The organism is Amycolatopsis sp. NPDC043887 (assembly GCF_056435665.1).
On sequence record NZ_JBWKEB010000015.1, the window covers coordinates 46,726 to 68,937 of the forward strand.

The window sequence follows — 22,212 nt, forward strand, 5'->3', positions numbered from 1 at the left end:
AAAGACATAGCAGTGGCGATCCTTTCGATGAGCGGCGGCGATCAAGGAAGGACTTGCGGGTGGAACTTTCCTTTCTGGCGGTGATTTCGGACTATTCAGGCCAGTCGCGAAGCCGGATCACGCGTGCTTGGAGGCGGATCACGCGTGTCTCCGGCCGGATCACGGTGTTCGGTCTCCAAGCACGCGTGTTCCGCCTCCAAGCACGCGTGTCCCGTTCACTTCAGGCCTTGCAGGGACAACAGCAGCGGATGCACGTCGGTCGCCCCGACGCGACCGGACGGCTGGAAGGCCGGATCCGAACACAACAACACCGGACCGTCCTCAGTGGAATCGGGCAGCCGTCCGTGCGAACCGCGCACCCAGCGCGGATCGGTCGGAACGACGTCCATCGCGTACCGGAGCCCGGCGAACTTCTTCGCCAGGTTGAGCCCGGCCCGCGCCTTGGCGAACTTGTCCTCCGGGTCGAAGAACAGCTCGGCGGGGTCGTAGCCCGGCTTGCGGTGGATCTCGACGCCGCGCGCGAAGTCGGGCTTCCGCTCGTCGTCGAGCCAGTAGTAGTAGGTGAACCACGCGTCCGGCTCGGCGACCGCGACGAGCTCGCCTGCGCGCTCGTGATCCAATCCATAACGAGCCTGCGCCTCGCGGTCGAGCACCTCGTCGACGCCGGTCAGTTCACCGACGATCGACCGCACTCGCTCGATATCGGCGGAGTCGCGGACGTAGACGTGCGCGACCTGGTGGTCGGCGACGGCGAACGCGCGCGACGCCCACGGGTCGAGGTACTCCATGCCCGCCTGGGTGTAGACCTCCAGCAGACCCTCGCGCCGCAGCGCCCGGTTGATGTCGACCGGCCTGCTCACGTTCGTGATCCCGTACTCGCTGAGCGCGACCACGGTCGCCCCGGCGTTGCGGGCGTCGTCGAGCAGTGGCGCGAGCGCGTTGTCCAGCTCCCGCGCCGCCCTGGCCGCCTGCTGCGCGTCGGGACCGAAGCGCTGCAGGTCGTAGTCCAGATGCGGCACGTAGGTCAGCAGCAGATCCGGCCGCTTCTCCCGCAGGATCTGCCGGGACGCGCCGATGACCCACTTGCTCGACTTGAGCGACGCCGTCGGGCCCCAGTACTGGAAGAGCGGGAACTCCCCCAGCGCGCCGGTCAGCTGATCGTGCAGCTCGGGCGGCCGAACGTAGGCGTCCGGCGACTTGCGGCCGTCGGCGTGGTAGATCGGCCGCGGGGTCACCGTGACGTCGGTGCTCATCCCCATCGCGTACCACCAGCAGACGTTCGCCGACGTGTAGCCGGGATGCGCCGCTCGCGCGGTCTCCCACAGCTTTTCGCCGCCGACGAGCCGGTTGTGCTGGCGCCACAGGAAGATCTCGCCGAGTTCGCGGAAGTACCAGCCGTTGCCGACGATCCCGTGCCGCGCGGGCATGAGCCCGGTGAGGAACGTCGACTGCGCGCTGCAGGTGACGGCGGGCAGCACCGTGCCCAGTTCGGCCTGCCAGCCGTCGCGGGCGACGGCGGACAGTTTCGGCATGTCCCGCAACGCCTTCGGGGTCAGCCCGACGACGTCGATGACGACCAAGGGTTTCACGCGGACACCCCTTCCTTGACGAGGTTGGCCTGTGCCCATTCGAGTTCGGCGGCGATCCCGCCGACGAGGTCGCCCGCGTCCGGGAGCACGCTCCAGGTGTAGGTCTCGACCTCGATATGCGGTTCGCCGGGCAGGCCGGCGGCGATGGTGCGCAGCACGTCCGTCGTGGTGGACAGCGGTGCGGCCGGCGCCTGGTGCAGCGGCATGTGGAAGTGCACGCGCCACGGCCCCTCCCCCGGCAGCTCGGACCACGCCTCGGGCAGGTCGTCGGCCTTGCGCACGACACCGCCCGAAAACTCGCGGACCTGGTGCAGGTACCGCGGTTCGGCGAACGCCGCCAACGCTTCACGCGCATCGGCGGGCTTCTCGACATGCAGCGCGGCGGAAGCCTGCACCTTGACGATGTCCACATCGGACTCCGCGATCGCCTTGAGGGTCTCCGCCGGGTCGGCGAACGACACCGCGAGGTGACAGGTGTCCAGGCACAGCCCGACGTACTCCGGGTCGACGCGACCGGACAGCCAGTCCAGCGCGTCGGCCACGGTGTCGAGCACACAACCTGGCTCCGGCTCGACGGCCAGTTTGATCGGCCGGTCTCCGATCGCCCGGACGACCTGACCGAACGCCTCGGTGGCGCGACGATCGTCCTGTTCGGCCCACGGTTCACGCCAAGCCAACGGCAGCGTGGATATGCTGCCGTAAGAAGCGTCCTCGGCGAGCAGATCGGACAGCACGTTCACGCAGTCGATCGTGTACACGACCCGGTCCGGGTTCGTCCACTCAGGACGATAGACCGCGTGCTTGACGACGTCGTCGTGGAAACCGCCGTACGGGAACGCGTTCAGCGTGTACACCGAAAGCCCGCGAGCGTCGAGTTCGGCGCGGAAACGCTTGCGGGCTCCGGCGTCTTCGGCGAGTCCGCGCGCGACCGGCGCGGAGAGCCACAGCCCCACGCCGAGCCGATCGGCGGCCAGCCGCTCACGCACGGGCAGCGCGTACCGCTCCAGCTGCGCGACGATGCCGTCGACGTCTTCGGCCGGATGGACGTTCGTACAGTAGGAGATCATTTGCGGGCACCTCGCAGGACCGAGTTGCCCTCGAAGGTCACGGCCTCGCCGGTGAACCCGGGCAGCGGATCGAGAGTGAGCCTGCCGCTGAGGCCGTAGAAGTCGACGGGGTTCTGCCAGAGCACCTTGTCGACGTCGGCCTCGGTGAAACCGCCGTCGAGCATCGCCTGTCCGGTCTTGGCGGTCTTCAGTGGATCGGACCGGCCCCAGTCGGCTGCCGAGTTGACGATCATGTTTTCGAGCCCGTACTGGCGCAGGATCTCGACCATCCGGTGCTCGTCCATCTTGGTGTCCGGGTAGATGGAGAAGCCCATCCAGGCACCGGAATCCTTGACCAGCTTGACGGTGACCTCGTTGAGGTGGTCGACGACCACGCGCTCCGGCGCGACACCGGCTTCCCGCACGACGTCGAGGGTGCGCTTGGTGCCTTCCAGCTTGTCGCGGTGCGGGGTGTGCACCAGGACCGGGAGGTCGTGCTCCAGCGCCATGGCGAGCTGCCGCGAGAAGACCTCGTCCTCTTCCTTGGTCATCGAGTCGTAGCCGACCTCGCCGACCGCGACCACGCCGTCCTTGGCCAGGTACCTCGGGAGTACGTCGAGCACCTCGCGGCAGCGGGGGTCGTTGGCCTCCTTGGGGTTCAGCGCGATCGTGCAGTGGTGCCGGATGCCGAACTGGGCGGCGCGGAACCGTTCCCAGCCGATGAGCGCGTCGAAGTAGTCGGTGTACGAGCCGACGCTCGTGCGCGGCTGCCCCAGCCAGAACGCGGGCTCGACCAGCGCGCGGACACCGGCCGCGTACATGGCTTCGTAGTCGTCGGTGGTCCGGGAGGACATGTGGATGTGGGGATCGAAGATACGCACTGGCTCAGTTCTCCTTGAGGAGTTCGAGGGCGTCGGCGGGTACGTCACGTCCGGCCGCCCTGCGTTCGTCGGCGAAGTCGGCGAGCATGCGCCTCAGCTCGTCGTCCGCGCGGGAAGGGAGATCCGCGACGGCGGCCAGCGGCACCCCGACGAAGACGCATTTGAGGACGCCGTGGCGCCACGTGTGGTCGTCCAGGAACCGGGCGAAGGCACCCATGGCGGCGGCGACCAGCCTGATGTCGTTGGCGCGCAAGGCGTCTTCGACCAGCTTGATCCCGGCATCGGTGACTTCGGCGCCCGGGGACTTCAGCGCGTTGAGCGCCCGCAGGACCCCGCGCCGCTCGGCGTCGTCGCCGTAGCGATAGAGGTCGCGCAGTTCCGTGGCCAGCGCGGCGTCGTCGAGGACGTCGGCCAAGACCGCCACGAGCCGGACCCGCGCCCGGTCGTCGACGGTGCCGTGGACCAGCCCTTGCGGATCGGTGTCCGGCCGCAGCGCCGCACGCCCGACCTCGCGGCCGACGGCCGGGAAGAGCGAGCCGATCACCGACGGCTTCTCCCGGATCCGGCGTTCCGCCTTGGCCGACCACGTCTGCGGCATCGCCGCGGTGAGCGCTTCGAAGGCCCGGCGCGCGGTGTCCGGCGCGGCGTGGCTGTGCCGGGGCAGTTCGACCGCGGCCAGTCCGGTGTAGCCGATCTCCGCCAGCGCGGCGAGCGTCCCCGGCAGATCCAGGTGCCCGTCACCGAACTCCAGATGCTCGTGGACCCTCGGCAGCATGTCGTCCAGCTGCACGTTCCACAGCAGCGGGCCGGCGAGGCGGACGCATTCGGCCGCGTTGACCGGCTCGACGGCGACACAGTGCCCGACGTCGAGCGTGACGCCGAACAGCTCCGGCTCGCCGAGCTCCTTGCGCAGGTCAAGGACCCGGCCCAGATGCTGCACGAGATGCCCGGGCTCGGGTTCCATCGCCAGCCGCACGTTCAGCCGCGCGGCGTGCTCCAGGACCGCCGCGACTCCCTCGCGCAATCGAGACCAGGCGATCTCCGTGTCCACAGTGGACACGCCGGACCAGAACGAAACGCAGTCGGCACCGAGATCCCCGGCGATCCGCAAAGCCCGTTCCAGGAAGTCGATCCGAAGCGCGGGGTCGTCCGACAGCAGCGTCGGCGAGTGCTTGCGCCACGGGTCGAGCAGATAACGCGCGCCGGTTTCGACGACGACGCGGTTCAGGCCGAGCGCCGAAAGCCGGGAAGCCACGTGGTCGACCTGCCGTGCCAGATCGTCGGCGAACGGGTCGAGGTGGTCGTGGTCCAGGGTCAGCGCCACCCCGGTGTAGCCGAGGTCGGCGATGATCGCGAGCGCGTCGTCGAGGCGGTGGTTGGAGAAGCCGTTGGTGCCGTATCCCAAAGAAAACGTCATGTGGGGCTCACCTTCCGCGACAGCTTGCGGGCGATCGGCAGCGCGGCCGCGACCAGCGCCGCCCCCAGTACCGAGCCCTTCGCCGTGACCGCCGCCTGCAGCGGGACCATGCCGTGGATGCCGTTCTTGGTCGCCGAACGCACGGACTTCGCCGACGGGTCGCGGACGGCGTCCGCCTGAGCCCGGCCGACCAGGCCCGCGTAGCCGGAACCGGCCGCCATCGAGGCCGCGCGATGCCAGCCGCCCCGCGCCGATCCGGTCAATGCCAACGTTGTCGCCGCACAGCTGGTGGCCAGTGCGGCGCGGGCCGTGCCTGGTTTCGCGCCGTGCACTTCCCCGGTGGACAACGCCGTGACGCCGAGTGTGTGCACACCCACCGCCGCCGCGGCGGTGGCCGCCTTCTTCGGAGAGTCGCCCGCGCCCAGCAGGACGTCGAGCGTGCGGCAGGCCGCCATCGCCACCGGCCCGGCCGGGGTCGGCTTGAGCACGGTGTCGTAAGCCCACACCGACGCCGCGAGCGGGACCGCGACACGCATCGCCCGGCGGCCGCCACCGAGCGCTGCCAGGCCAAGTCCGGCAGCGGTCAGCGCGGTCCCGGTGGTGAGCGCCGCGCCGGCACTCACCCGCCCGGACGGGATCGGCCGCTCGGGACGCTCCACGGCGTCGAGCTTCCGGTCCGCCCAGTCGTTGAGGGCCATCCCGGCCCAGTAGAAGGCGACCGAAGACAGCGGCAGCAGCAGCCGTCGCCCGGTCATCTTGAGCCCCGCCGCGGCGGATCCGGCGACCGTGTCGCCGAGCACCGTCAGCGCGGCGGGCGCCCGGACGAGTTCCACGTAAGCCTTCACAGGGTTCCCGCCCAGGTGATCAGGCGGGCGGTCTGCTCGGCGAACCGGTGTTCGTCGCTGCCCAGCGGATCCTTGAAGAAGAACCCGAGTTCGGTCAGCGCGCCGCTCTGGCCGCCGGCGTGCGCCGCGGTGACGAAACGGGCCAGATCCAGGATCAGCGGCGCCGCGAGCGCGGAGTCGTAACCGGTCCAGGTGAACTGCAGGCTCATGCGCGCACCGAGGAAACCCTCGAACGACACGTGGTCCCACGCGGTCTTGATCTCGCCGAGGTCGGGCACGTTGTCGATGTGCAGCGGCGCGGTGACGTCCTCGCCGAGCAGCGCCGCGAGCCCGCGGGCCTTGGATTCCAGCTTGCTGTTCGCCGTCACCGGGTCGGCCAGGGTCTCGCCGTCGCCGCCGCCCAGCAGGTTGGTGCCCGCCCAGGAGCGGACCTTCAACGCCCGCGCGCTGAACATCGGCGCGAGGACCGTGCGCAGCAGCGTCTCACCGGTCTTGCCGTCACAACCCGCGTACGGCAGGCCTTCCCGCTCGGCCAGCTCCCGCAGCGCGGGCAGGGTGATCCCGGCGGACGGCGTGAACTCGACGTACGGGCTTCCCGCCTTCAGCGCCGCGTAAGCCGACAGGGAACTCGACGGGAGCACTGCCCGCGCCGGGTCGGCGAGCGCCACTTCCAGCGCGGCGAGGTCGTCGTGTTCGGGCAGGTGGGGACACGGGGCCTCGGTGGAGGACACGTTGACCACGACGACCCGCGCGAGGTCGTGCCGGTCGGCGAAAGCTCGGATGTCCGCCGTGAGCCGGGCGGCCGCGTCGGCCTGGGCACCGGTGTGGGACGCCGGGTGGTAGCCGTCGCGGATCTCGGCGTCCACCTCGGCCAGCCCGGACCGGACCGCGGCGAACACCGCGTGCCCGAACACACCGGCGTGCGCCAGCTGCTCGGCCCGCTTCTCCAGCGGCGTATGCGCGATGTCGTGCCCGCCGAGGACCAGATCGTCCCAGCCCGGCAACGGAACCCCGGCGAACGCGGGCAGCTCGGTGACGCAGCCGCCACCGCCCGTCACCCCCGCGCGCAGCGCGAGGAGCCCCACCGCGGCCGTGGTGGCCACCGACCCCCTCGCCCCGATCAACCAGATGCCCGTACGCTCGTGAGCAGGCATTTCCTCCACCTTTCCCAGCCCGAGTACACCAACCTCCGATGGTCGGATGTTTCGGATCGAACCAAGTCGCAGTGACAGTCGTCATGCGACTTTCGGCTGGATCTACTACTCAGTTACTTCCTTTCGTGGTGACGCCGGGCACAGTGGTCCATCGCGCCTCGTCGGACGCGCTGCGCTCGACCGCGGCCAAGACCTGCTGAACCCTCAACCCGTCCTCGAAGGACGGTGCGGGATCCGTGCCGTCGCCGATCGCGGTGAGCAGATCGGCGACCTCGTTGGTGAAGGTGTGCTCGTAGCCGAGGAGATGCCCCGGCGGCCACCACACCCCGACGTACGGGTGCTCGGGTTCGGTGACCAGGATCCGGCGGAACCCCGCCTCGGTGGCGGGCTGGCCACCGTCGAAAAAGGACAGTTCGTTCATCGACTCGAAGTCGAACGCGAGGCTCGCCTTCGACCCGTTGATCTCCAGCCGCATCGCGTTCTTGCGGCCCAGCGCGAACCGGGTCGCCTCGAAACTCGCCACCGCGCCGCCGGTGAACCGGCCGAGGAACAGCGCGGTGTCGTCGACGGTGACCTGCCCGGTACCGCCGTCGCCGTCCGGCCGCTCCTTGACGAAGGTGTTGGTCAGCGCGGAAACCCCGGTGATCGTCTCGCCGGTGACGAACTGGGCGGCGTCGACGATGTGCGCGCCGAGATCGCCCAGCGCGCCGGAACCCGCCTTGTCCTTGTGCAGCCGCCAGGTCATCGGCGCCCGCGCGTCGGACAGCCAATCCTGCAGGTAGACCGACCGCACGTGGCGGATCTCGCCGAGCGCCCCGCTCGCGACCAGTTTCCTGGCGTGCGCGAGCGCGGGCACCCGGCGATAGTTGAACGCCACCATCGACCGGACGCCGTTGGCCCGCGCCTTCGCCGCGGCCTCGGCCATCGCTTCGGCCTCGGCGAGGGTGTTGGCCAGCGGCTTCTCGCACAGCACGTGCTTGCCCGCTTCGAGCGCGGCGATCGCGATCTCGGCGTGGCTGTCGCCCGGCGTGCAGATGTCGACCAGGTCGACGTCGTCACGGGCGATCAGCGCGCGCCAGTCCGTCTCGACGTCTTCCCAGCCGAACCGTTCCGCCGCGGCCTTCGTCCGCACCTCGTCACGGCCGCCGAGCACGGCGAGTCTCGGGATCAGCGGTGGGGCGAAGAACCGGTGCACACTGCGCCACGCGTGCGAATGCACCGCACCCATGAACGCGTGGCCGACCATGCCGATCCCGATCGTTTCCTTTGCCGTGCTCATGCCCCTCCTAGGCTGTGTCTTTCAAGCGCGCGTGTCGGGTACGCGGGTTTACGAGTCGAAGCCGACGTCCATGTACTTGTCGACGTTCTCCTTGGTGACCACCGCGGAGTACGTGGTTATCTCGGCGGGGATCTCGTGCTCGGCGAAGTCGCCGGCCCCCTTGCCCTGGCCGAGAAGCCGCGCGAGCGAGATCGCCGAAGACGCCATCGACGGGCTGTAGAGCACGGTCGCCTTCAGCGGCTCGGCGTCGGACTTGATCAGGTTCATCGCGTTCTTCGAGCCCGCGCCGCCGACCATCAGGAAGTTCTTGCGGTTGGCGTTGTTGATCGCCGCGATGACGCCGACACCCTGGTCGTCGTCGTGGTTCCAGAGAGCGTCCAATTTGGACGCAGACTGGAGCAGGTTCGACGTCTGCTGCTCGCCGGACTCCGGGGTGAACTGCGCCGAGACACGCGGTCCCACCTGGAAACCCTGACGCGCCAAGGCGTCCTTGAAACCCTTGCTGCGTTCCTGGGTCAGCGGCAGCGAGTCGATACCCGCGACCTCGCCGATCACCGGGCTGGCGATGTTCTTCGCCTTCATCTGCTGGGCGATGTAGTTCCCGGCGTTGACGCCCATGCGGTAGTTGTCGCCACCGATCCAGGTGCGGTACGCGAGCGGGGTGTCGAAGACGCGGTCCAGGTTGATCACCTGGATACCGGCGTCCATCGCCTGCTGGCCGACGGCGGTCAGCGCCTTGCCGTCGAACGGCAGGATCACCAGCACGTTGACCTTGGCGTTGATCAAGGTCTCCACCTGGGAGATCTGCTGGTTGACGTCGTTGGTGCCCTCGGTCGCGTTGAGCGTGACCTCACTGAACTTCTGCGCCTGCGCGCGGGCGTTCTTGGTGATGGCCGCCATCCAGCCGTGGTCCGCGGCAGGCGCCGAGAACCCGATGGTGACCGGGGTGCCGGGCTGCGAGTTCGCCCCGGCGTTGGCCACGTTGGCCGCGTTGTTCTGCGCCGGTGCCTCGTTCGAGGTGCACGCGGTCAGCAGCGCACCCGCTCCGACGGCCGCGCCTCCCAGCAGGAACCGGCGGCGATGCAGGGATTGTTCGGTCATGACGACTCTCCATCCACGGTGACGGCGGTGGTCCAGGTGGTCGTGAGTGGCGTTTCGGGTTCTAACCCGAAACGCCACTCACGACCCCGCTAAGTACTCGTCTTTGTCTTTTTCACGGAGCGGAACTGCAGTAGCGCGGCCAGGACGATGATCACGCCCTTGGCGATGTTCTGGATGTCGGTGTCCAGGTTGTTGAGCGTGAAGATGTTGGACAGCACGGTGAAGATCAGCACGCCGATCAGGGTGCCGATGAGCGAGCCGCGGCCACCGGTGAGCAGCGTGCCGCCGATGACGACCGCCGCGATGGCGTCGAGTTCGTAGAGCATGCCGTTGGTCGAGGCGCCCGCGGTGGTGCGGGCGACGACCATCAGCGCGGCGATGCCGCAGCACAGCCCGGCGACGCCGTAGACGAGCGCGGTGTGCCGCTTGACGTTGATACCCGCCAGCCGCGAAGCCTCGGCGTTGCCGCCGACGGCGAAGGTGCGGCGGCCGAACGTGGTGCGGTTCAGCAGCACCCAGCCGATCACGAACACCAGCGCGAACATCCAGATCAGCACCGGGACGCCGAGCAGGTCACCGCGGAAGAAGTCGAGGAAACCCGCCTCCGACACCACCTGCGTGCGGCGGCCACTGATGCGTTCCGCGAGCCCGCGGGCCGAGACGTACATCGCCAGTGTCGCGATGAACGGCACGATCTTCCCGTAGGAGACCAGGATCCCGTTGATCAGCCCGCAGCCGAGGCCGACCAGGAGTCCACAAAGGATCATCACCCACGGGCCGTAGGACTGGGTGGCCAGGGTGGTCAGCCAGACACTGGAGAGCGCCACGATCGACCCGACCGAGAGGTCGATGCCGCCGGCGATGATCACGAACGTCATCCCGACGCTGACCACCCCGATGGCCGCGGCGAGCCGCAGGATCGTCGAGATGTTGCCGTCGGTGAAGAACTGGTCGGGCCTCGTGACCTGGCCGACGATGCACAGGATGACCAGTACCCCGGCCAGCCCGAGCAGCCGGGTGTCGAGCGAGAAGTTTCGCTTTTCCTTGGGTCGTAACGGTTCCACGGCGGGCTCCGTACGCACCGATTCGGCTTGGTCGGTCACGCCGCACTCCCCTCGAGAATCACGTCGAGCACATCCGCCTCTGTCAGCTCCGCAGACGGCTTTTCAGCCAGGACACGTCCTTCACGCAGCACCAGCACCCGGTCGGACAAGCCGAGTACTTCGGGGATCTCGCTGCTGACGAGCACGATCGCGACGCCGGTCGCGGCCAGTTCCTCGATCAGCCGGTACAGCTCCGCCCGCGCGCCGACGTCGACCCCGCGCGTCGGTTCGTCCAGCAGCAGGACCCGGCAGCCGCGGACCAGCCAGCGGGCGAGCACCGCCTTCTGCTGGTTGCCGCCGGACAGCGTGCGGATGATGCGGTGCGGATCGGCGGGCCGCAGATCGAGGCGCCGCAGGCTTTCCCCGGCGTCGTCGAGCTCCCTGCCCCGCTCGGTGAAACCGAACGTCGCGTATTTGCCCAGGCTCGCCAAGGTCACGTTGTGCACGACGGGCAGGTCCAGCAGCAGCCCCTGGCTCTTGCGTTCCTCCGGCGCCAGCCCGATCCCGGCCTTGACCGCCGCGGACACGCTGCCCGGCCGGACCGGCTCGCCGTCGACCGACACCGAACCCGCGTCCTGTTTGCGCGCGCCGAAGATCGTCTCCAGCAGTTCGCTGCGTCCCGAGCCGACGAGGCCCGCGATCCCGACGACCTCACCGGCGTGCACGGTGAAGTTCACGTTCTCGAATTCGCCGACGGTGGTCAGGTTTTCCACCTTGAGGACCTCGTTGTCCGGGTCCACGTGTTCCTGGTGGCGCGGACCGAACACGGTTTCGACCTTGCGGCCCGCCATCAGCGCGACGAGGTCGGAGGTCGGCGTCTCCTTGGCGTCGAGGCCGGTGGAGACGGTCTTGCCGTCCTTGAGCACGGTGACGCGGTGCCCGATCCGGCGCAGTTCTTCGAGCCGGTGGGAGATGTAGATGATCGCGACACCTTCGGCGGTCAGTTCGCCGACGATGCGGAACAGGTTGTCGACCTCTTCGCCCGCCAGCGCCGCGGTGGGCTCGTCCATCACCAGCAGCTTCGCGTCGTACGCGAGCGCCCGCGCCATCGAGACCAGCTGCTGACCGGCGGCGGAGAGCTTGCCGACCTCGGTCGACGGCGAGATCTCGGGATGCCCGAGCCGCGCCATCAGTCTCGCGGCCTTGTTCCGGGACTCGCTGATCCGCGTGAACCCGAACGACGCGCGCTCGCGGCCGAGGAAGATGTTGTCCGCCACGGAAAGCCCGGGTACCAGGTCGAGTTCCTGGTACATGGTCGCGATGCCGATCTTCAGCGCGGCGACCGGCGAGGGCAGCGTGACCGGCTCGCCCTGCCAGAAGATCTCGCCGCCGTCGGGGCGATGCGCACCGGCGAGCGTTTTGATCAGCGTGGACTTGCCCGCGCCGTTCTGGCCGAGGAGACAGTGCACCTCACCGGGTTCGACGTCGAAGTCGACCCCGTCGAGCGCACGGACCCCGGGGAAGGTCTTCACGATCCCCCGGACGGATAGCAGCGTCATGCCGGAGCCTCCTCGGTCACGAAGGGAACTAGCGTCGGGTCGGCGAAAAGCCGTTCGGTGGCGAGATGCGCGGCGCCGCGCAGCGGGGCGGTGGTGCCCAGCGGCGACGGCTCGACGCGACAGGTGGGCTCATGCCCTAGCGGACGCGCGGACAGTTCGCGGCGCACCGGCTCGACCAGCCATTCGCCCAGTTCGGCGAAGTAGCCGCCGAGCACGACGACGTCCGGGTCGAGCACGTCGACCACAGTGGACACCGCGATGCCGAGCGCGACCCCGAGTTCCGAAACCGCGGCGACCGCGCGCTGGTCACCGCGCTGCACGCGGTGCTTGAGCAGCCCGACCCGGCCGTCGACACCCAGCGCGGGATCGTGCAGCGGGTCGCCGGGCGACGCCGCGCCGCGCAGGACGGCGTTGAGGCCGGCCTTGGTCTCCAGGCAGCCGACCCGGCCGCACTGGCACTGCTCGCCGGACGGGTCGACGGTGATATGCCCGACCTCGCCCGCGAAACCCCTGGCACCACGCAGGATCATGCCGCCGGACACGAGTCCGCCGCCGACGCCCGTGCCGCCGCTGAGGTAGAAGAGCTCCCGCACACCTTGGCCGACTCCGGCGACGGCCTCGCCGATCGCGCCGAGGTTGGCCTCGTTGTCGACCGCGATGGCGTCGGCGGGAAGACCGAGCCGGGCGGCGAGGAGATCGGCGATCTCGGCGTCGCGCCAGCGCAGGGTCGGCGCGAACCGCAGCACGGCGGCGGCCGAATCGACCAGCCCCGGCACCGAGACGGTGACCCCGACCGGCTGATCGTCGAGCAGCATGTTCCGGGCGAGGAAGGCGAGTTCGTCCATGCTCCGGTGCAGCCCGAGCGCGGCGACGTCGGCGGTCTCGATGCGTTCGGCGACGACGCGGCCGTCGAGGTTCGTGACGACGGCGGCGAAACGATCGGCCTCGACGCTGAGCGCGAGCCCGCAGGCGCTGGCGCCGTTCAGCTCGACGAGCTGGCTGGGCCTGCCGTTGCCGCCGCCCTGGAGTCCGGCGGAGCGGACGAGACCACGTTCGGACAGCTCGGTGATCAACCCGGAGACGGCCGCCTTGGTGAGCCCGCAGCGCGCCGCGAGCTGGGTACGCGAAAGCGGCCCCGCACGCAACGCCCGCAGAAGCACGGCGAGGTTCGAGGTACGTGGGCTGACCGGGTCGAGCTGCCCGGATTCAGTCGCGGCCACACTGCCCTCACTTACGAATCGGCCGTAACAAACTTTGTTACTTAGCCAGCGAAAGTAGGGTGGTCCGTGTCACTCGTCAAGGTGACAACAGGACAGAAATGCCCGCCGTCACCCGAATAGCCGTCCAGAACCGCGCAGACTTTCGCATGGTTTGAGCGAAAGTCTGTACGATCTTGACGTTACTAATCGGAATCAGGTGAGTGCTCAACGTGCCGCCGAGCCGGTCACTCAGCGTTCTCCGGGCGGTCGTCCCGCGCGCTTCCCCGCGTGCAATGAAGGGGCCTTTCATAGCAAATTTTGCTATGAAAGGCCCCTTCATTGCACAGGCGGTGGGGCGCGGGTGAGGCGCCTCAGCTGCTCAGCGTGAAGGCCCGATCAGTAGCGGACCAAGCGGCCCCGATGACGCCCGCGGTGTCCCCCAGCTCGGACAGCACGATCGGCAGGTTCCCGGTCGCGAGCGGCAGCGACCGCCGGTAGACCGAGCTGCGGATCTCGGCTAGCAGCTGATGTCCGAGCTGCGCCACGCCGCCGCCGATCACGACCATGCCCGGGTTCACGAAACTCACCAGCGAGGCGACCACCTGCCCGAGCCTGCGCCCGCCGTCACGGATGAGGTTGACCGCGCCGAAATCGCCCGACGCCGCCGCGCGGCCGACGTCCTGCGCGGTGATCACGCCGCGGTCCGCGACGACGTCGGCCAGGTATGCCGACCGGCCGCTGCGGGCCAGCGTCAGCCCGTCGCGGGCCAGCGCGGCGCCGCCGAAGTACGCCTCGAGACAGCCCGTCTCACCGCAGGCGCAGGTCGGCCCGTAGTCGTCGAGGCGGATGTGCCCGATGTCGCCCGCGGTGCCGGCGACGCCGCGGTAGACCTTGCCGCCGAGCACGATCCCGCAGCCGATCCCGGTACCGATCTTGACGAACACCAGATCGTCGATGGAGCGCGCGACGCCGGCGTGCCGTTCCCCGAGCGCCATCGAGTTCACGTCGTTGTCGACGGTGACCGGGCAGCGCAGCAGCCCGCCGAGATGGTCGCGCACGGAGAACCGGTCCCAGCCGGGCATTATCGGCGGCGCGACCGCCATGCCCTCGGCGAAACTCACCGGCCCCGGGAGGCCGATCCCGGCGGCGATCAGCTTGCCCGGCGCCTCTTCGCGGATCTTCTCCGCCAGCGCGACGACGCGTTTGAGCACGGCGTGCGGACCCTGCCGGACGTCGCAGTCCTCGACGGTGTGCACCAGCACCTCGCACGAAGCGTCGGTGAGCGCGACCCCGACCGACGTCGCGCCGACGTCGACCGACAGCACCCGCAGGTCTCCCGCGAGCCGCACCAGCGTGGACCGCCTGCCGCCACGGCTCGCCGAAGGACCCGCGGTCTCGACGAGGCCGACCTCGGCCAGCCGCGCGACCTCGGCCCCCACCCGGGCACGCGGCAGCTCCAGCCGCTCCCCCAGTTCGACCCGGGACATCGGTCCCTCATCCCGCAACAGGGTGAGCAGCTGGGTCTGGTGCCGGGTTTCGACCATCGGATGCTCCGAGGTGGATGCCGTGCTCATTCACCTGAGCCTACGGCGTTGTCCACCGGCTGTCCCGAATGCCACTCGGAACCAGCGGGACGCGTCGGGCGGGAACAAACCCACCGGCACGGTCAGTCCACTGTGGACGATTCGGCGCGAACGAGCAGCCACGCCGGGATCAGCACGATCGCGGTGATCCCGGCGATCCACCAGTGCGTGCCCGCGACGGCCGCCGCGGCCCCCGGAGCGGCGGCGAACCGCGCGGAGACGACCGAGGTCAGGATCGACGTCCCGAAGGATCCGCCGATCCGTTGCAGCATGGCGAAGAGCGGCATCGCGTGGGAGATTCGCGCCTCGGGCACCGACACCAGCCCGGCGGCGAGCGCCGGGGTCGTGGTGAGTCCGATCCCGCAACCGCGGACGACCTGCACGGCCGAGAGCCACCAGTAGCTGTCGGTTCCGGTGAGCAGCGCCAGCGGCACCGTCCCGGCGATCGTGACGATCAGCCCGGCGAAGATCACCCGGGCCCCGCCGATCCGGTCGGTCAGCCTGCCCGCGAGCGGGAGGGCCAGCACCGTGCCGAGTGCCAGGGGCGCGGTCAGGAAGCCGGTGGCGACGAGGCTTTCGTGCCGGACGTCGAGGTAGTACAGCGGCAGGACGATCATCGCGCCGAACAACGCGATCCCCATCCCGAAGATCACGGCGGCGGCCGAGGAGAACGTCCGGTCGCGGAACAGCCGCAGATCGAGCAACGGCGCGGGCGACCTCAGCGCGCTGACCGCGAAGGCGGCGAGCAGGGTCGCGCCGGCGGCCGCCGCGATCGGGGCGGCCGCCGGCGAAGCCGTACACGAGCAACGGCAGCCCGGTCACGGTGAGCGCCAACCCACGCCGGTCCAGCGGCCGGGTGTCGACGAAGCCCTCCTTCGGCAACCGTTTCCGGCCCAGCAGCAGGCAGAGCAGCGAGAGCGGCACGTTCACCAGGAACAACCACGGCACGCCGAACCGCTCGGTGAGCACGCTGCCCGCCAGAGTGCCGAGCACGGGCGCGAGGTAGATCGGGATGCTCAGCACGGCCATCATCCGGCCGAGCCGCGTCGGCCCCACCGTCGTCGCGAACAGGATCTGTCCCGCCGGGACCAGCAGCCCGCCCGCGGCGCCTTGCAGGACACGGAAAGCGATCAGCGCCTCGATCGTCGGGGCCGTCGCGCAGAGCGCGGAAAGCACCGCGAACAGACCAACGCACACCAGCCACAGCCGCGTCGTCCCGAAGCGGCGGCTCGCCCAGCCGCTCACCGGCACCATCGCGGCGAGCGCGAGCAGATAGCCGGTGGCGATCCACTGGGCGGTACCGAGCGGTGCCTGGAATCGGGCCGCGATCGTGCCGAGCGCGACGTTGACGACGGTCGAGGTGAACATCGACAGGAACCCGCCGAGGGTCAGGATCGAGGCCATCCCCCACAACGCCGGGGCTATGCGCTCCTCGGGACTTCCGATCATCCTACCTGCCCATCTTATCACCGTTAAGATCTTAACGGTGATAAGATCTTGCCGAGTTGTCAAGTCCGATACGGACCGGCGAAGGTGTGCGCATGGTCGTGAGACGGGATGGCTACGTTCGAGCCGCGCTCGAACTCCTCGACGAGGTCGGGCTGGACGGATTGAGCCTGCGCAAGCTCGGGGAGAAACTCGGCGTGCGGGGTCCCGCGCTCTACACGCACTTCAAGAGCAAGCAGGCGTTGCTCGATCAGATGGCCGAGACCATGCTGAACGACCGGCTCGCCCCGCTGGACGATCCCTCGGCGATGGACGATTGGGCCGAGTGGCTGGCGCGGCGCGCCCGCACCATCCGCCGCACCCTGCTGTCCTACCGGGACGGCGCCCGCCTGCACGCGGGCTCCCGCCCGACCGACCGGTCGGCGATGACGCCGCTGATCAAACCGTTGCTGCGGGCCGGTTTCACCGAAGAAGACGCGACGCACGCGATCCTCGCCATCAGCCGGTACACGCTCGGCTGCGCGATCGACGAACAACAGCACATCGACGGCGACCACGACGAGGATCCGGCCGCCTCGTTCGAGTACGGTCTCGCACGCCTGATCGCCGGGCTCCGCGCCGACGTCGATGCCGCGAATCCGCCGGACCAGGATGTCGCCTAGCCGCATTTAGAGGACTGAACGCGGAAGGGTCAGGACCAGAGGTAACGGCGTTCGGGGCGTCCGGTCCCGCCGTACTTGAGGGTCACCTCGGCCTTTCCGGTCGCCACGAAATGCTCCAGGTACCGGCGCGCGCTCACCCGCGCCACGCCGGTCGCCTCGGCGCATTCGCTCGCGGACATCCCGCCGGCCGCGCCCCTCAGCGCGGTTTCCACCAACCGCGCGGTCTGGACGGTGAGTCCCTTGGGCAGCACGGGTTTCGCGCTCGGCCGCGCGCCGAAGACCTGATCGACGTCGGCCTGCCCGGCCTCGGCCAGCCGGTCCAGCCGCTGGTGCAACGACGCGAAATGGGTGAGCTGATCGCGCAGTGACGCGTACTCGAACGGCTTGATCAGATAGTGCAGGACGCCGCCCCGCATCGCCTGCCGCACGGTTTCCACGTCGGTCGCGGCGGTGATGAGGATGACGTCGACGTCCTCGGTCGCGCGCAGTTCCCGCAGCACCGAAAGCCCGTCGAGATCGGGAAGATAGACGTCGAGCAGCACCAGATCCGGTTTCAGTTCCCGCGCCAGGCGGAGCGCGTCGGCACCGGTGTGCGCGACCCCGACCACGGCGAACCCCTCCGTCCGCGTGACGTATCCACTGTGGACTTTAGCGACCATGAAATCGTCGTCGACGACGAGCACCTTGATCATCGCGGCAACCTCGCCGTGAACACCGCGCCGCCGGAGTTGTGCACCTCGACGGAACCGCCCCGCCGCACGCACGCCTGCCGGATCAGCGCTAGCCCGAGCCCGCGCTGGCCGTGCGCGGCGGCCTTCGTGGTGAACCCGTGCTCGAACACTTCTTCCGCGATCTCCGGGGCGACCCCCGGTCCGGAGTCACGGACCTCCACGCGCACTTCGTCCTCCTCCTGCCACACCCCGACCTCGATCCAGCCCTGCTCCCCGCCCTGCTTGTTCAAACTCAGCGCGTCCAAGGCGTTGTCGACGAGATTTCCCAGCACTGTCACCAGATCCGTGGAAAGGGCGTCCTCGACGCGGTCCAGTTCGCTGTCCGGGGCCATGCGCAGCCCGACCCCGCGTTCCGCGGCGAGTGACGCCTTCGCGATCAGCAACGCCGCCACCGCCGGATCGCCGACCCGTGAGCCGACCTCCGCGCGCCACTCCCCCTGCGCCGAACTGATCCGGCTGACGTAGCCGCGAACCTCTTCGTATTCCCCGAGTTCCAGCAGCCCGGAGATGGTGTGCAGCCGGTTGCTGAACTCGTGCGCCTGCGCCCGCAACGTGTCGGTCGCGTGCCTGCTGGCGTCGAGTTCGTCCCGCAGCGTCATCAGATCGGTCCGGTCCCGCAGCGTGACCACGGCTCCTCGCACGTCGATCGGCATCCGGTTCAGCGTCAGCACCTTCCCTTGCCGCAACACGATCTGGTCGGCGCCGGTCGCGCGGCCGGTGAGCAGGTCGCGGATCCGCTCGTTGAGGTCGAGGTCCTCGACCGACCTGCCGACGGCGTCCTCCGGCAGCGCCAGCAGTTCGCGGGCCTGATCGTTCACCAGGGTGATCCGGTGCTGCGGGTCCAGGCCGACGACGCCCTCCTTGATGCCGTGCAGGAGCGCCTCCCGGTTCTCGACCAGCGCGGTGATCTCGTGCGGCTCCAGGCCGAGCGTCTGGTTCTTCACGCGCCGCGCGAGCAGCAGCGAACCGCTCACCCCGATCACCAGCGCGACCCCCAGCACCCGCAGCGCGTTGTCCGGCGAGTCGAGCACGCCGGCGAAGAACCCGGGCGATTTAGAACCCGCCGCGACCATGCGGATCACCTTGCCGCCCTTTTCGTCGAGCACCGGTACGTGCGCCACGATCGAACCGTCGAGTTCACCGACCCAGGACCGTCCAGAGAGGACAGTGCTCTCTCCGATGTCGAGCAGCGTCCGCACCTGACCCGGATCAGGTGACGCGAGCACGGAGCGGTCGGCGCTCGCGATGACCACGAAATCCACCCCGGAGAGGCTTCGCGCGGTCTCCGCGGGCGCGTTCAATTCGAACGGGCCGTTCTCGAGGTCGCCCACGACCCCCTGCGCGGCGACACTCTCCGCGACCGAAAGTGCCCGGCGTCCCTCGGTCGTGCGGAAGTTGTTCCCCGCCTGGACGACGGCCAGCACGCCCACCGCGCACAGTAGGCAGGTGACGACTACGAGTTGCCACACGAGGAGCTGGCGGGCCAAGGAACCCCGAGCACCCATCGCCACCTCCGCGTGACCACAAAGAACAAAAGAAACCTTAGGCGTCTAAGCGAGACATCTCTGTTTACACGAGTGCAACATGTCCAACCACGCGGCAGAGAGGCGGGGATCACAGTGAAGCCCAGTAGCTGGTTGGCCATCGCGGCGGCGCTCGTCGCCGTTTTGCTGGTGCCACCGTTGCTCACCCCGGGCGGCGAGGCCGACGAGGGCTCGCAGATCCGGTCGTTGCGGGTGCTCGTGCCCAACGCGCCCGGCGGCGGTTACGACATCACGGCGCGCACGGCGACCAAGGCGATGGAAGACGCCGACCTGCTCGGCAACGCGGAGGTCTTCAATCTCCCCGGTGCCGGCGGCACGGTCGGCCTCGGCCGCACGGTGGCCGAACGCGGCAACGGCAAACTCGTCATGTCGATGGGCCTTGGCGTCGTCGGCAGCGTGTTCACGAACAAGTCGCCGTCTTCGCTGCTCGACACCACGCCGGTGGCGAAGCTGATCGAAGAGTCGGACATCGTCGTGGTCGGCAAGGACTCGCCGTACCAGAACATCGGTCAGCTGATCGAGGCTTGGAAGAAGGACCCCGGCGCGGTACAGGTCGGCGGCGGTTCGTCGCCCGGCGGCCCGGACCACCTGGCGCCGATGCTGATGGCGAAGGCCGTCGGGCTCGCGCCCAAGGCGGTCAACTACGTCCAGTTCGACGGAGGCGGTGAACTGCTCGCGTCGGTCCTCGGCGGCAAGGTCGCGTTCGGCGTCTCGGGGGTCGGCGAGTACCGCGACCAGATCGCGGCGGGCACGCTCCGGGTCCTGGCGGTGACCAGTGGGAACCGGATCCCCGGAATCGACGCGCCGACGCTTGCCGAGTCCGGTGTGGACGTCAAGTTCACCAACTGGCGCGGCATCGTCGCGCCGCCCGGCATCACCGAATCGGACCGCGCGAAGCTGGTGAGCCTGTTCGAGCGATTGCAGAAGACGCCGCAATGGCAGGAAGCCTTGCAGCGCAACGGATGGACCGGCGCGTTCGCGCCAGGTGAGCAGTTCGGTTCGTTTCTCGAAGAGGAGAACACTCGAGTGGCAACGGTGCTGAAAGAGCTGGGTCTGGCATGACGACCACGTGGCTGAAGGAGCGCTCCGAACTCGGGGTGAGCGTCGGGCTCGTGGTGCTCGGTGTCCTGGTGCTCACCGACGCGCTGAGCATTCCCACCGACTTCGCCCAGCGCGGCCCGGTGGGACCGAAGGCGGTGCCGATCCTGGTCGGCTCGCTGCTGCTGCTCGTCGCCGTGCTGCTGGCGCGCGACGTGCTGCGCGGCGGCAAGGGCGAGGCCGAGGGCGGCGAGGACATCGACCTGACCGCGCCCGCCGATCTGCGCACGGTGCTGCTGCTGTGCGGCGCCTTCCTCGCCAACGCGGCGCTGATCGGCCTGGTCGGTTTCCCGATCTCGGGCGCGATCCTGTTCTGGGGCGCGGCGTACGCGCTCGGCAGCCGCAACCTGGTGCGTGACCCGCTGATCGCGGCGGGCATGTCCGTCGTGACCTTCCTGGTCTTCAACAACCTGCTCGGAGTCCCGCTCCCCGGTGGCCCGTTGATGGAGGTGTTCTGATGTTCCAGCAACTCATCGACGGCTTCGGCACCGCGCTGACCCCGACCCATATCGCGATGGCGGCGATCGGGGTACTGCTGGGCACCGCGATCGGTGTCCTGCCGGGTATCGGCCCGGCCATGGCGGTGGCGCTGCTGCTCCCGGTGACCTACGGGCTGGAGCCCACCGGCGCGTTCATCATGTTCGCCGGCATCTACTACGGCGGGATGTTCGGCGGTTCGACGACGTCGATCCTGCTGAACACGCCGGGTGAGAGCGCCGCGGTGGTCGCGGCCATCGACGGCAACCCGATGGCTCGCAAGGGACGCGGCGCGCAAGCGCTTGCGGCGGCCGCGATCGGGCATTTCGTCGGCGGTATCCTCGGCACGATCGCGCTGGTCGTGCTGGCCCCGGTGATCGCGAAACACGCCGTCGACATCGGCGCGCCGGATCTGTTCGCGATCATGGTGCTGGCGTTCATCGCGGTCACCTCGGTGCTGGGCAGTTCCCGGATCCGCGGCGTGGCGTCGCTGCTGATCGGGCTCACCATCGGGCTGGTCGGCCTGGACGAGATGACCGGACAGCAGCGGCTGACCTTCGGCTCACTGCATCTCGCCGACGGGATCGACGTCGTGATCGTGGCGGTCGCGCTGTTCGCGGTCGGCGAGTCGCTCTGGGTCGCCGCACACCTGCGGCGCAACGCGTTCAAACCGATCCCGGTCGGCAGGCCCTGGCTTTCGCGTGCCGATCTGAAGCGGACGTGGAAGCCGTGGCTGCGCGGTCCGGTCATCGGGTTCCCGTTCGGCGCGGTGCCCGCCGGTGGCGCCGAGATCCCGACTTTCCTCTCCTACGTCACGGAAAAGCGGCTCTCGAAGCACAAGGACGAGTTCGGCAAGGGCGCCATCGAAGGGGTCGCGGGCCCGGAAGCGACGGCGTCTGCTTCCGCCGCCGGGACGCTGGTCTCGATGCTGACGCTCGGCCTGCCGACCACCGCGGTCGCGGCCGTGATGCTGGCGGCGTTCCAGCAGTACGGCATCCAGCCGGGACCGCTGCTGTTCGAGCGGGAGTCTTCGCTGGTGTGGGGCCTGATCGCCTCGCTGTTCGTCGGACTGACGCTGCTGCTGGTGCTGAACCTGCCACTGGCGCCGCTGTGGGCGAAGCTCCTGCGGATCCCGCGGCCGTACCTCTACGCGGGCATCCTGTTCTTCGCCAGTGTCGGCGCGTACGCGGTCAACGCGGACATCTTCGACCTGCTGGTGATGTTCGTGATCGGCCTGATCGGGTTCGCGATGCGCCGCTACGGGTTGCCGGTGCTGCCGGCGATCATCGGCGTCATCCTCGGCCCGGCCGCCGAACAGCAGATGCGGCGCGCGCTGCAGCTCAGTGACGGCGAGATGACCGGACTGGTCAACACCCCGTTCGCGATCGTGGTCTACGTGATCATCCTGGTGATCCTGTTCTTCCCGTTGATCAAGCGTTTCCTGCCTGCCCGTCCCACCGCCACCGAGGCGGAGCCCAAGGACAAGGTGGACGCCTGACCAGTGGGAAACCGGCCCGGCCTCGACTGCCCCGAGGCCGGGCCTTCTCCCTCTCCGGAA

General features: G+C 69.2%; 19 protein-coding genes and 1 pseudogene. 4 read left to right on the plus strand and 16 right to left on the minus strand.

Annotated features, from left to right (window positions below; translation table 11 throughout):
- Positions 1–215: 215 nt before the first annotated feature.
- The 14 genes and pseudogenes from AC069H_RS32965 to AC069H_RS33030 all read right to left on the minus strand — a co-directional run.
- The gene (locus AC069H_RS32965) at positions 216–1,589 is read right to left on the minus strand and encodes an alkaline phosphatase family protein (protein WP_478234931.1); all 1,374 of its coding nucleotides are present in this window, start codon (positions 1,587–1,589) and stop codon (positions 216–218) included.
- The gene (eboE, locus tag AC069H_RS32970) at positions 1,586–2,656 is read right to left on the minus strand and encodes a metabolite traffic protein EboE (protein ID WP_478234932.1); all 1,071 of its coding nucleotides are present in this window, start codon (positions 2,654–2,656) and stop codon (positions 1,586–1,588) included. Before eboE ends, AC069H_RS32965 begins: the two co-directional genes overlap by 4 nt.
- Positions 2,653–3,516 (minus strand): TatD family hydrolase, encoded by an 864-nt coding sequence (locus tag AC069H_RS32975; RefSeq protein WP_478234933.1) that lies wholly within the window; start codon positions 3,514–3,516, stop codon positions 2,653–2,655. Before AC069H_RS32975 ends, eboE begins: the two co-directional genes overlap by 4 nt.
- Positions 3,517–3,520: 4 nt before the next feature.
- Positions 3,521–4,933, minus strand: coding sequence for an EboA domain-containing protein (locus AC069H_RS32980; protein WP_478234934.1), 1,413 nt, complete (start codon positions 4,931–4,933; stop codon positions 3,521–3,523).
- Positions 4,930–5,778 carry an SCO3242 family prenyltransferase gene (locus tag AC069H_RS32985; protein ID WP_478234935.1) on the minus strand — a complete coding sequence of 283 codons (849 nt, stop codon included), beginning with the start codon at positions 5,776–5,778 and terminating at the stop codon, positions 4,930–4,932. Before AC069H_RS32985 ends, AC069H_RS32980 begins: the two co-directional genes overlap by 4 nt.
- Positions 5,775–6,932 carry an inositol-3-phosphate synthase gene (locus tag AC069H_RS32990; protein WP_478234936.1) on the minus strand — a complete coding sequence of 386 codons (1,158 nt, stop codon included), beginning with the start codon at positions 6,930–6,932 and terminating at the stop codon, positions 5,775–5,777. Before AC069H_RS32990 ends, AC069H_RS32985 begins: the two co-directional genes overlap by 4 nt.
- A gap of 109 nt (positions 6,933–7,041) precedes the next feature.
- The gene (locus AC069H_RS32995) at positions 7,042–8,211 is read right to left on the minus strand and encodes a Gfo/Idh/MocA family protein (protein WP_478234937.1); all 1,170 of its coding nucleotides are present in this window, start codon (positions 8,209–8,211) and stop codon (positions 7,042–7,044) included.
- A gap of 48 nt (positions 8,212–8,259) precedes the next feature.
- Positions 8,260–9,312, minus strand: a complete 1,053-nt coding sequence (locus AC069H_RS33000; RefSeq protein ID WP_125680657.1) for a substrate-binding domain-containing protein — start codon at positions 9,310–9,312, stop codon at positions 8,260–8,262.
- A gap of 89 nt (positions 9,313–9,401) precedes the next feature.
- Positions 9,402–10,376, minus strand: coding sequence for an ABC transporter permease (locus AC069H_RS33005; protein WP_478235036.1), 975 nt, complete (start codon positions 10,374–10,376; stop codon positions 9,402–9,404).
- 35 nt (positions 10,377–10,411) lie between these two features.
- A complete protein-coding gene (locus AC069H_RS33010; protein ID WP_478234938.1) occupies positions 10,412–11,914 on the minus strand; it encodes a sugar ABC transporter ATP-binding protein in 1,503 nt (500 codons plus the stop codon).
- Positions 11,911–13,134 carry an ROK family protein gene (locus AC069H_RS33015; RefSeq protein ID WP_478226860.1) on the minus strand — a complete coding sequence of 408 codons (1,224 nt, stop codon included), beginning with the start codon at positions 13,132–13,134 and terminating at the stop codon, positions 11,911–11,913. Before AC069H_RS33015 ends, AC069H_RS33010 begins: the two co-directional genes overlap by 4 nt.
- 350 nt (positions 13,135–13,484) lie before the next feature.
- Positions 13,485–14,687: an ROK family transcriptional regulator gene (locus AC069H_RS33020; RefSeq protein ID WP_478234939.1), complete on the minus strand. Its 1,203-nt coding sequence runs from the start codon at positions 14,685–14,687 to the stop codon at positions 13,485–13,487.
- A gap of 92 nt (positions 14,688–14,779) precedes the next feature.
- Entirely contained in the window at positions 14,780–15,400 is a 621-nt protein-coding gene (locus AC069H_RS33025) for an MFS transporter (RefSeq protein WP_478234940.1), read from the minus strand.
- A gap of 190 nt (positions 15,401–15,590) precedes the next feature.
- A pseudogene (locus AC069H_RS33030) lies at positions 15,591–16,145 on the minus strand (MFS transporter); the annotation flags it as partial.
- Positions 16,146–16,237: 92 nt separating this feature from the next.
- Here AC069H_RS33030 and AC069H_RS33035 point away from each other — a divergent pair.
- On the plus strand, positions 16,238–16,804 hold the full coding sequence (locus AC069H_RS33035) for a TetR/AcrR family transcriptional regulator C-terminal domain-containing protein (protein WP_340685812.1): 567 nt from the start codon (positions 16,238–16,240) through the stop codon (positions 16,802–16,804).
- A 29-nt stretch (positions 16,805–16,833) separates the two neighbouring features.
- Here AC069H_RS33035 and AC069H_RS33040 read toward each other — a convergent pair whose 3' ends face one another.
- Together AC069H_RS33040 and AC069H_RS33045 are read right to left on the minus strand one after the other, a co-directional pair.
- Positions 16,834–17,496: a response regulator gene (locus tag AC069H_RS33040; protein ID WP_478234941.1), complete on the minus strand. Its 663-nt coding sequence runs from the start codon at positions 17,494–17,496 to the stop codon at positions 16,834–16,836.
- Positions 17,493–19,040 carry a sensor histidine kinase gene (locus tag AC069H_RS33045; protein ID WP_478226857.1) on the minus strand — a complete coding sequence of 516 codons (1,548 nt, stop codon included), beginning with the start codon at positions 19,038–19,040 and terminating at the stop codon, positions 17,493–17,495. Before AC069H_RS33045 ends, AC069H_RS33040 begins: the two co-directional genes overlap by 4 nt.
- A 132-nt stretch (positions 19,041–19,172) precedes the next feature.
- Here AC069H_RS33045 and AC069H_RS33050 point away from each other — a divergent pair, with 132 nt between their 5' ends.
- The 3 genes from AC069H_RS33050 to AC069H_RS33060 are packed head-to-tail and all read left to right on the plus strand — an operon-like array spanning position 19,173 to position 22,152.
- Positions 19,173–20,141 carry a Bug family tripartite tricarboxylate transporter substrate binding protein gene (locus AC069H_RS33050; protein WP_478235037.1) on the plus strand — a complete coding sequence of 323 codons (969 nt, stop codon included), beginning with the start codon at positions 19,173–19,175 and terminating at the stop codon, positions 20,139–20,141.
- Positions 20,138–20,635: a tripartite tricarboxylate transporter TctB family protein gene (locus AC069H_RS33055; RefSeq protein ID WP_378440887.1), complete on the plus strand. Its 498-nt coding sequence runs from the start codon at positions 20,138–20,140 to the stop codon at positions 20,633–20,635. Before AC069H_RS33050 ends, AC069H_RS33055 begins: the two co-directional genes overlap by 4 nt.
- Positions 20,635–22,152, plus strand: a complete 1,518-nt coding sequence (locus tag AC069H_RS33060; RefSeq protein ID WP_478234942.1) for a tripartite tricarboxylate transporter permease — start codon at positions 20,635–20,637, stop codon at positions 22,150–22,152. The genes AC069H_RS33055 and AC069H_RS33060 overlap by 1 nt, the downstream gene beginning before the upstream one ends.
- Positions 22,153–22,212: the final 60 nt, after the last annotated feature.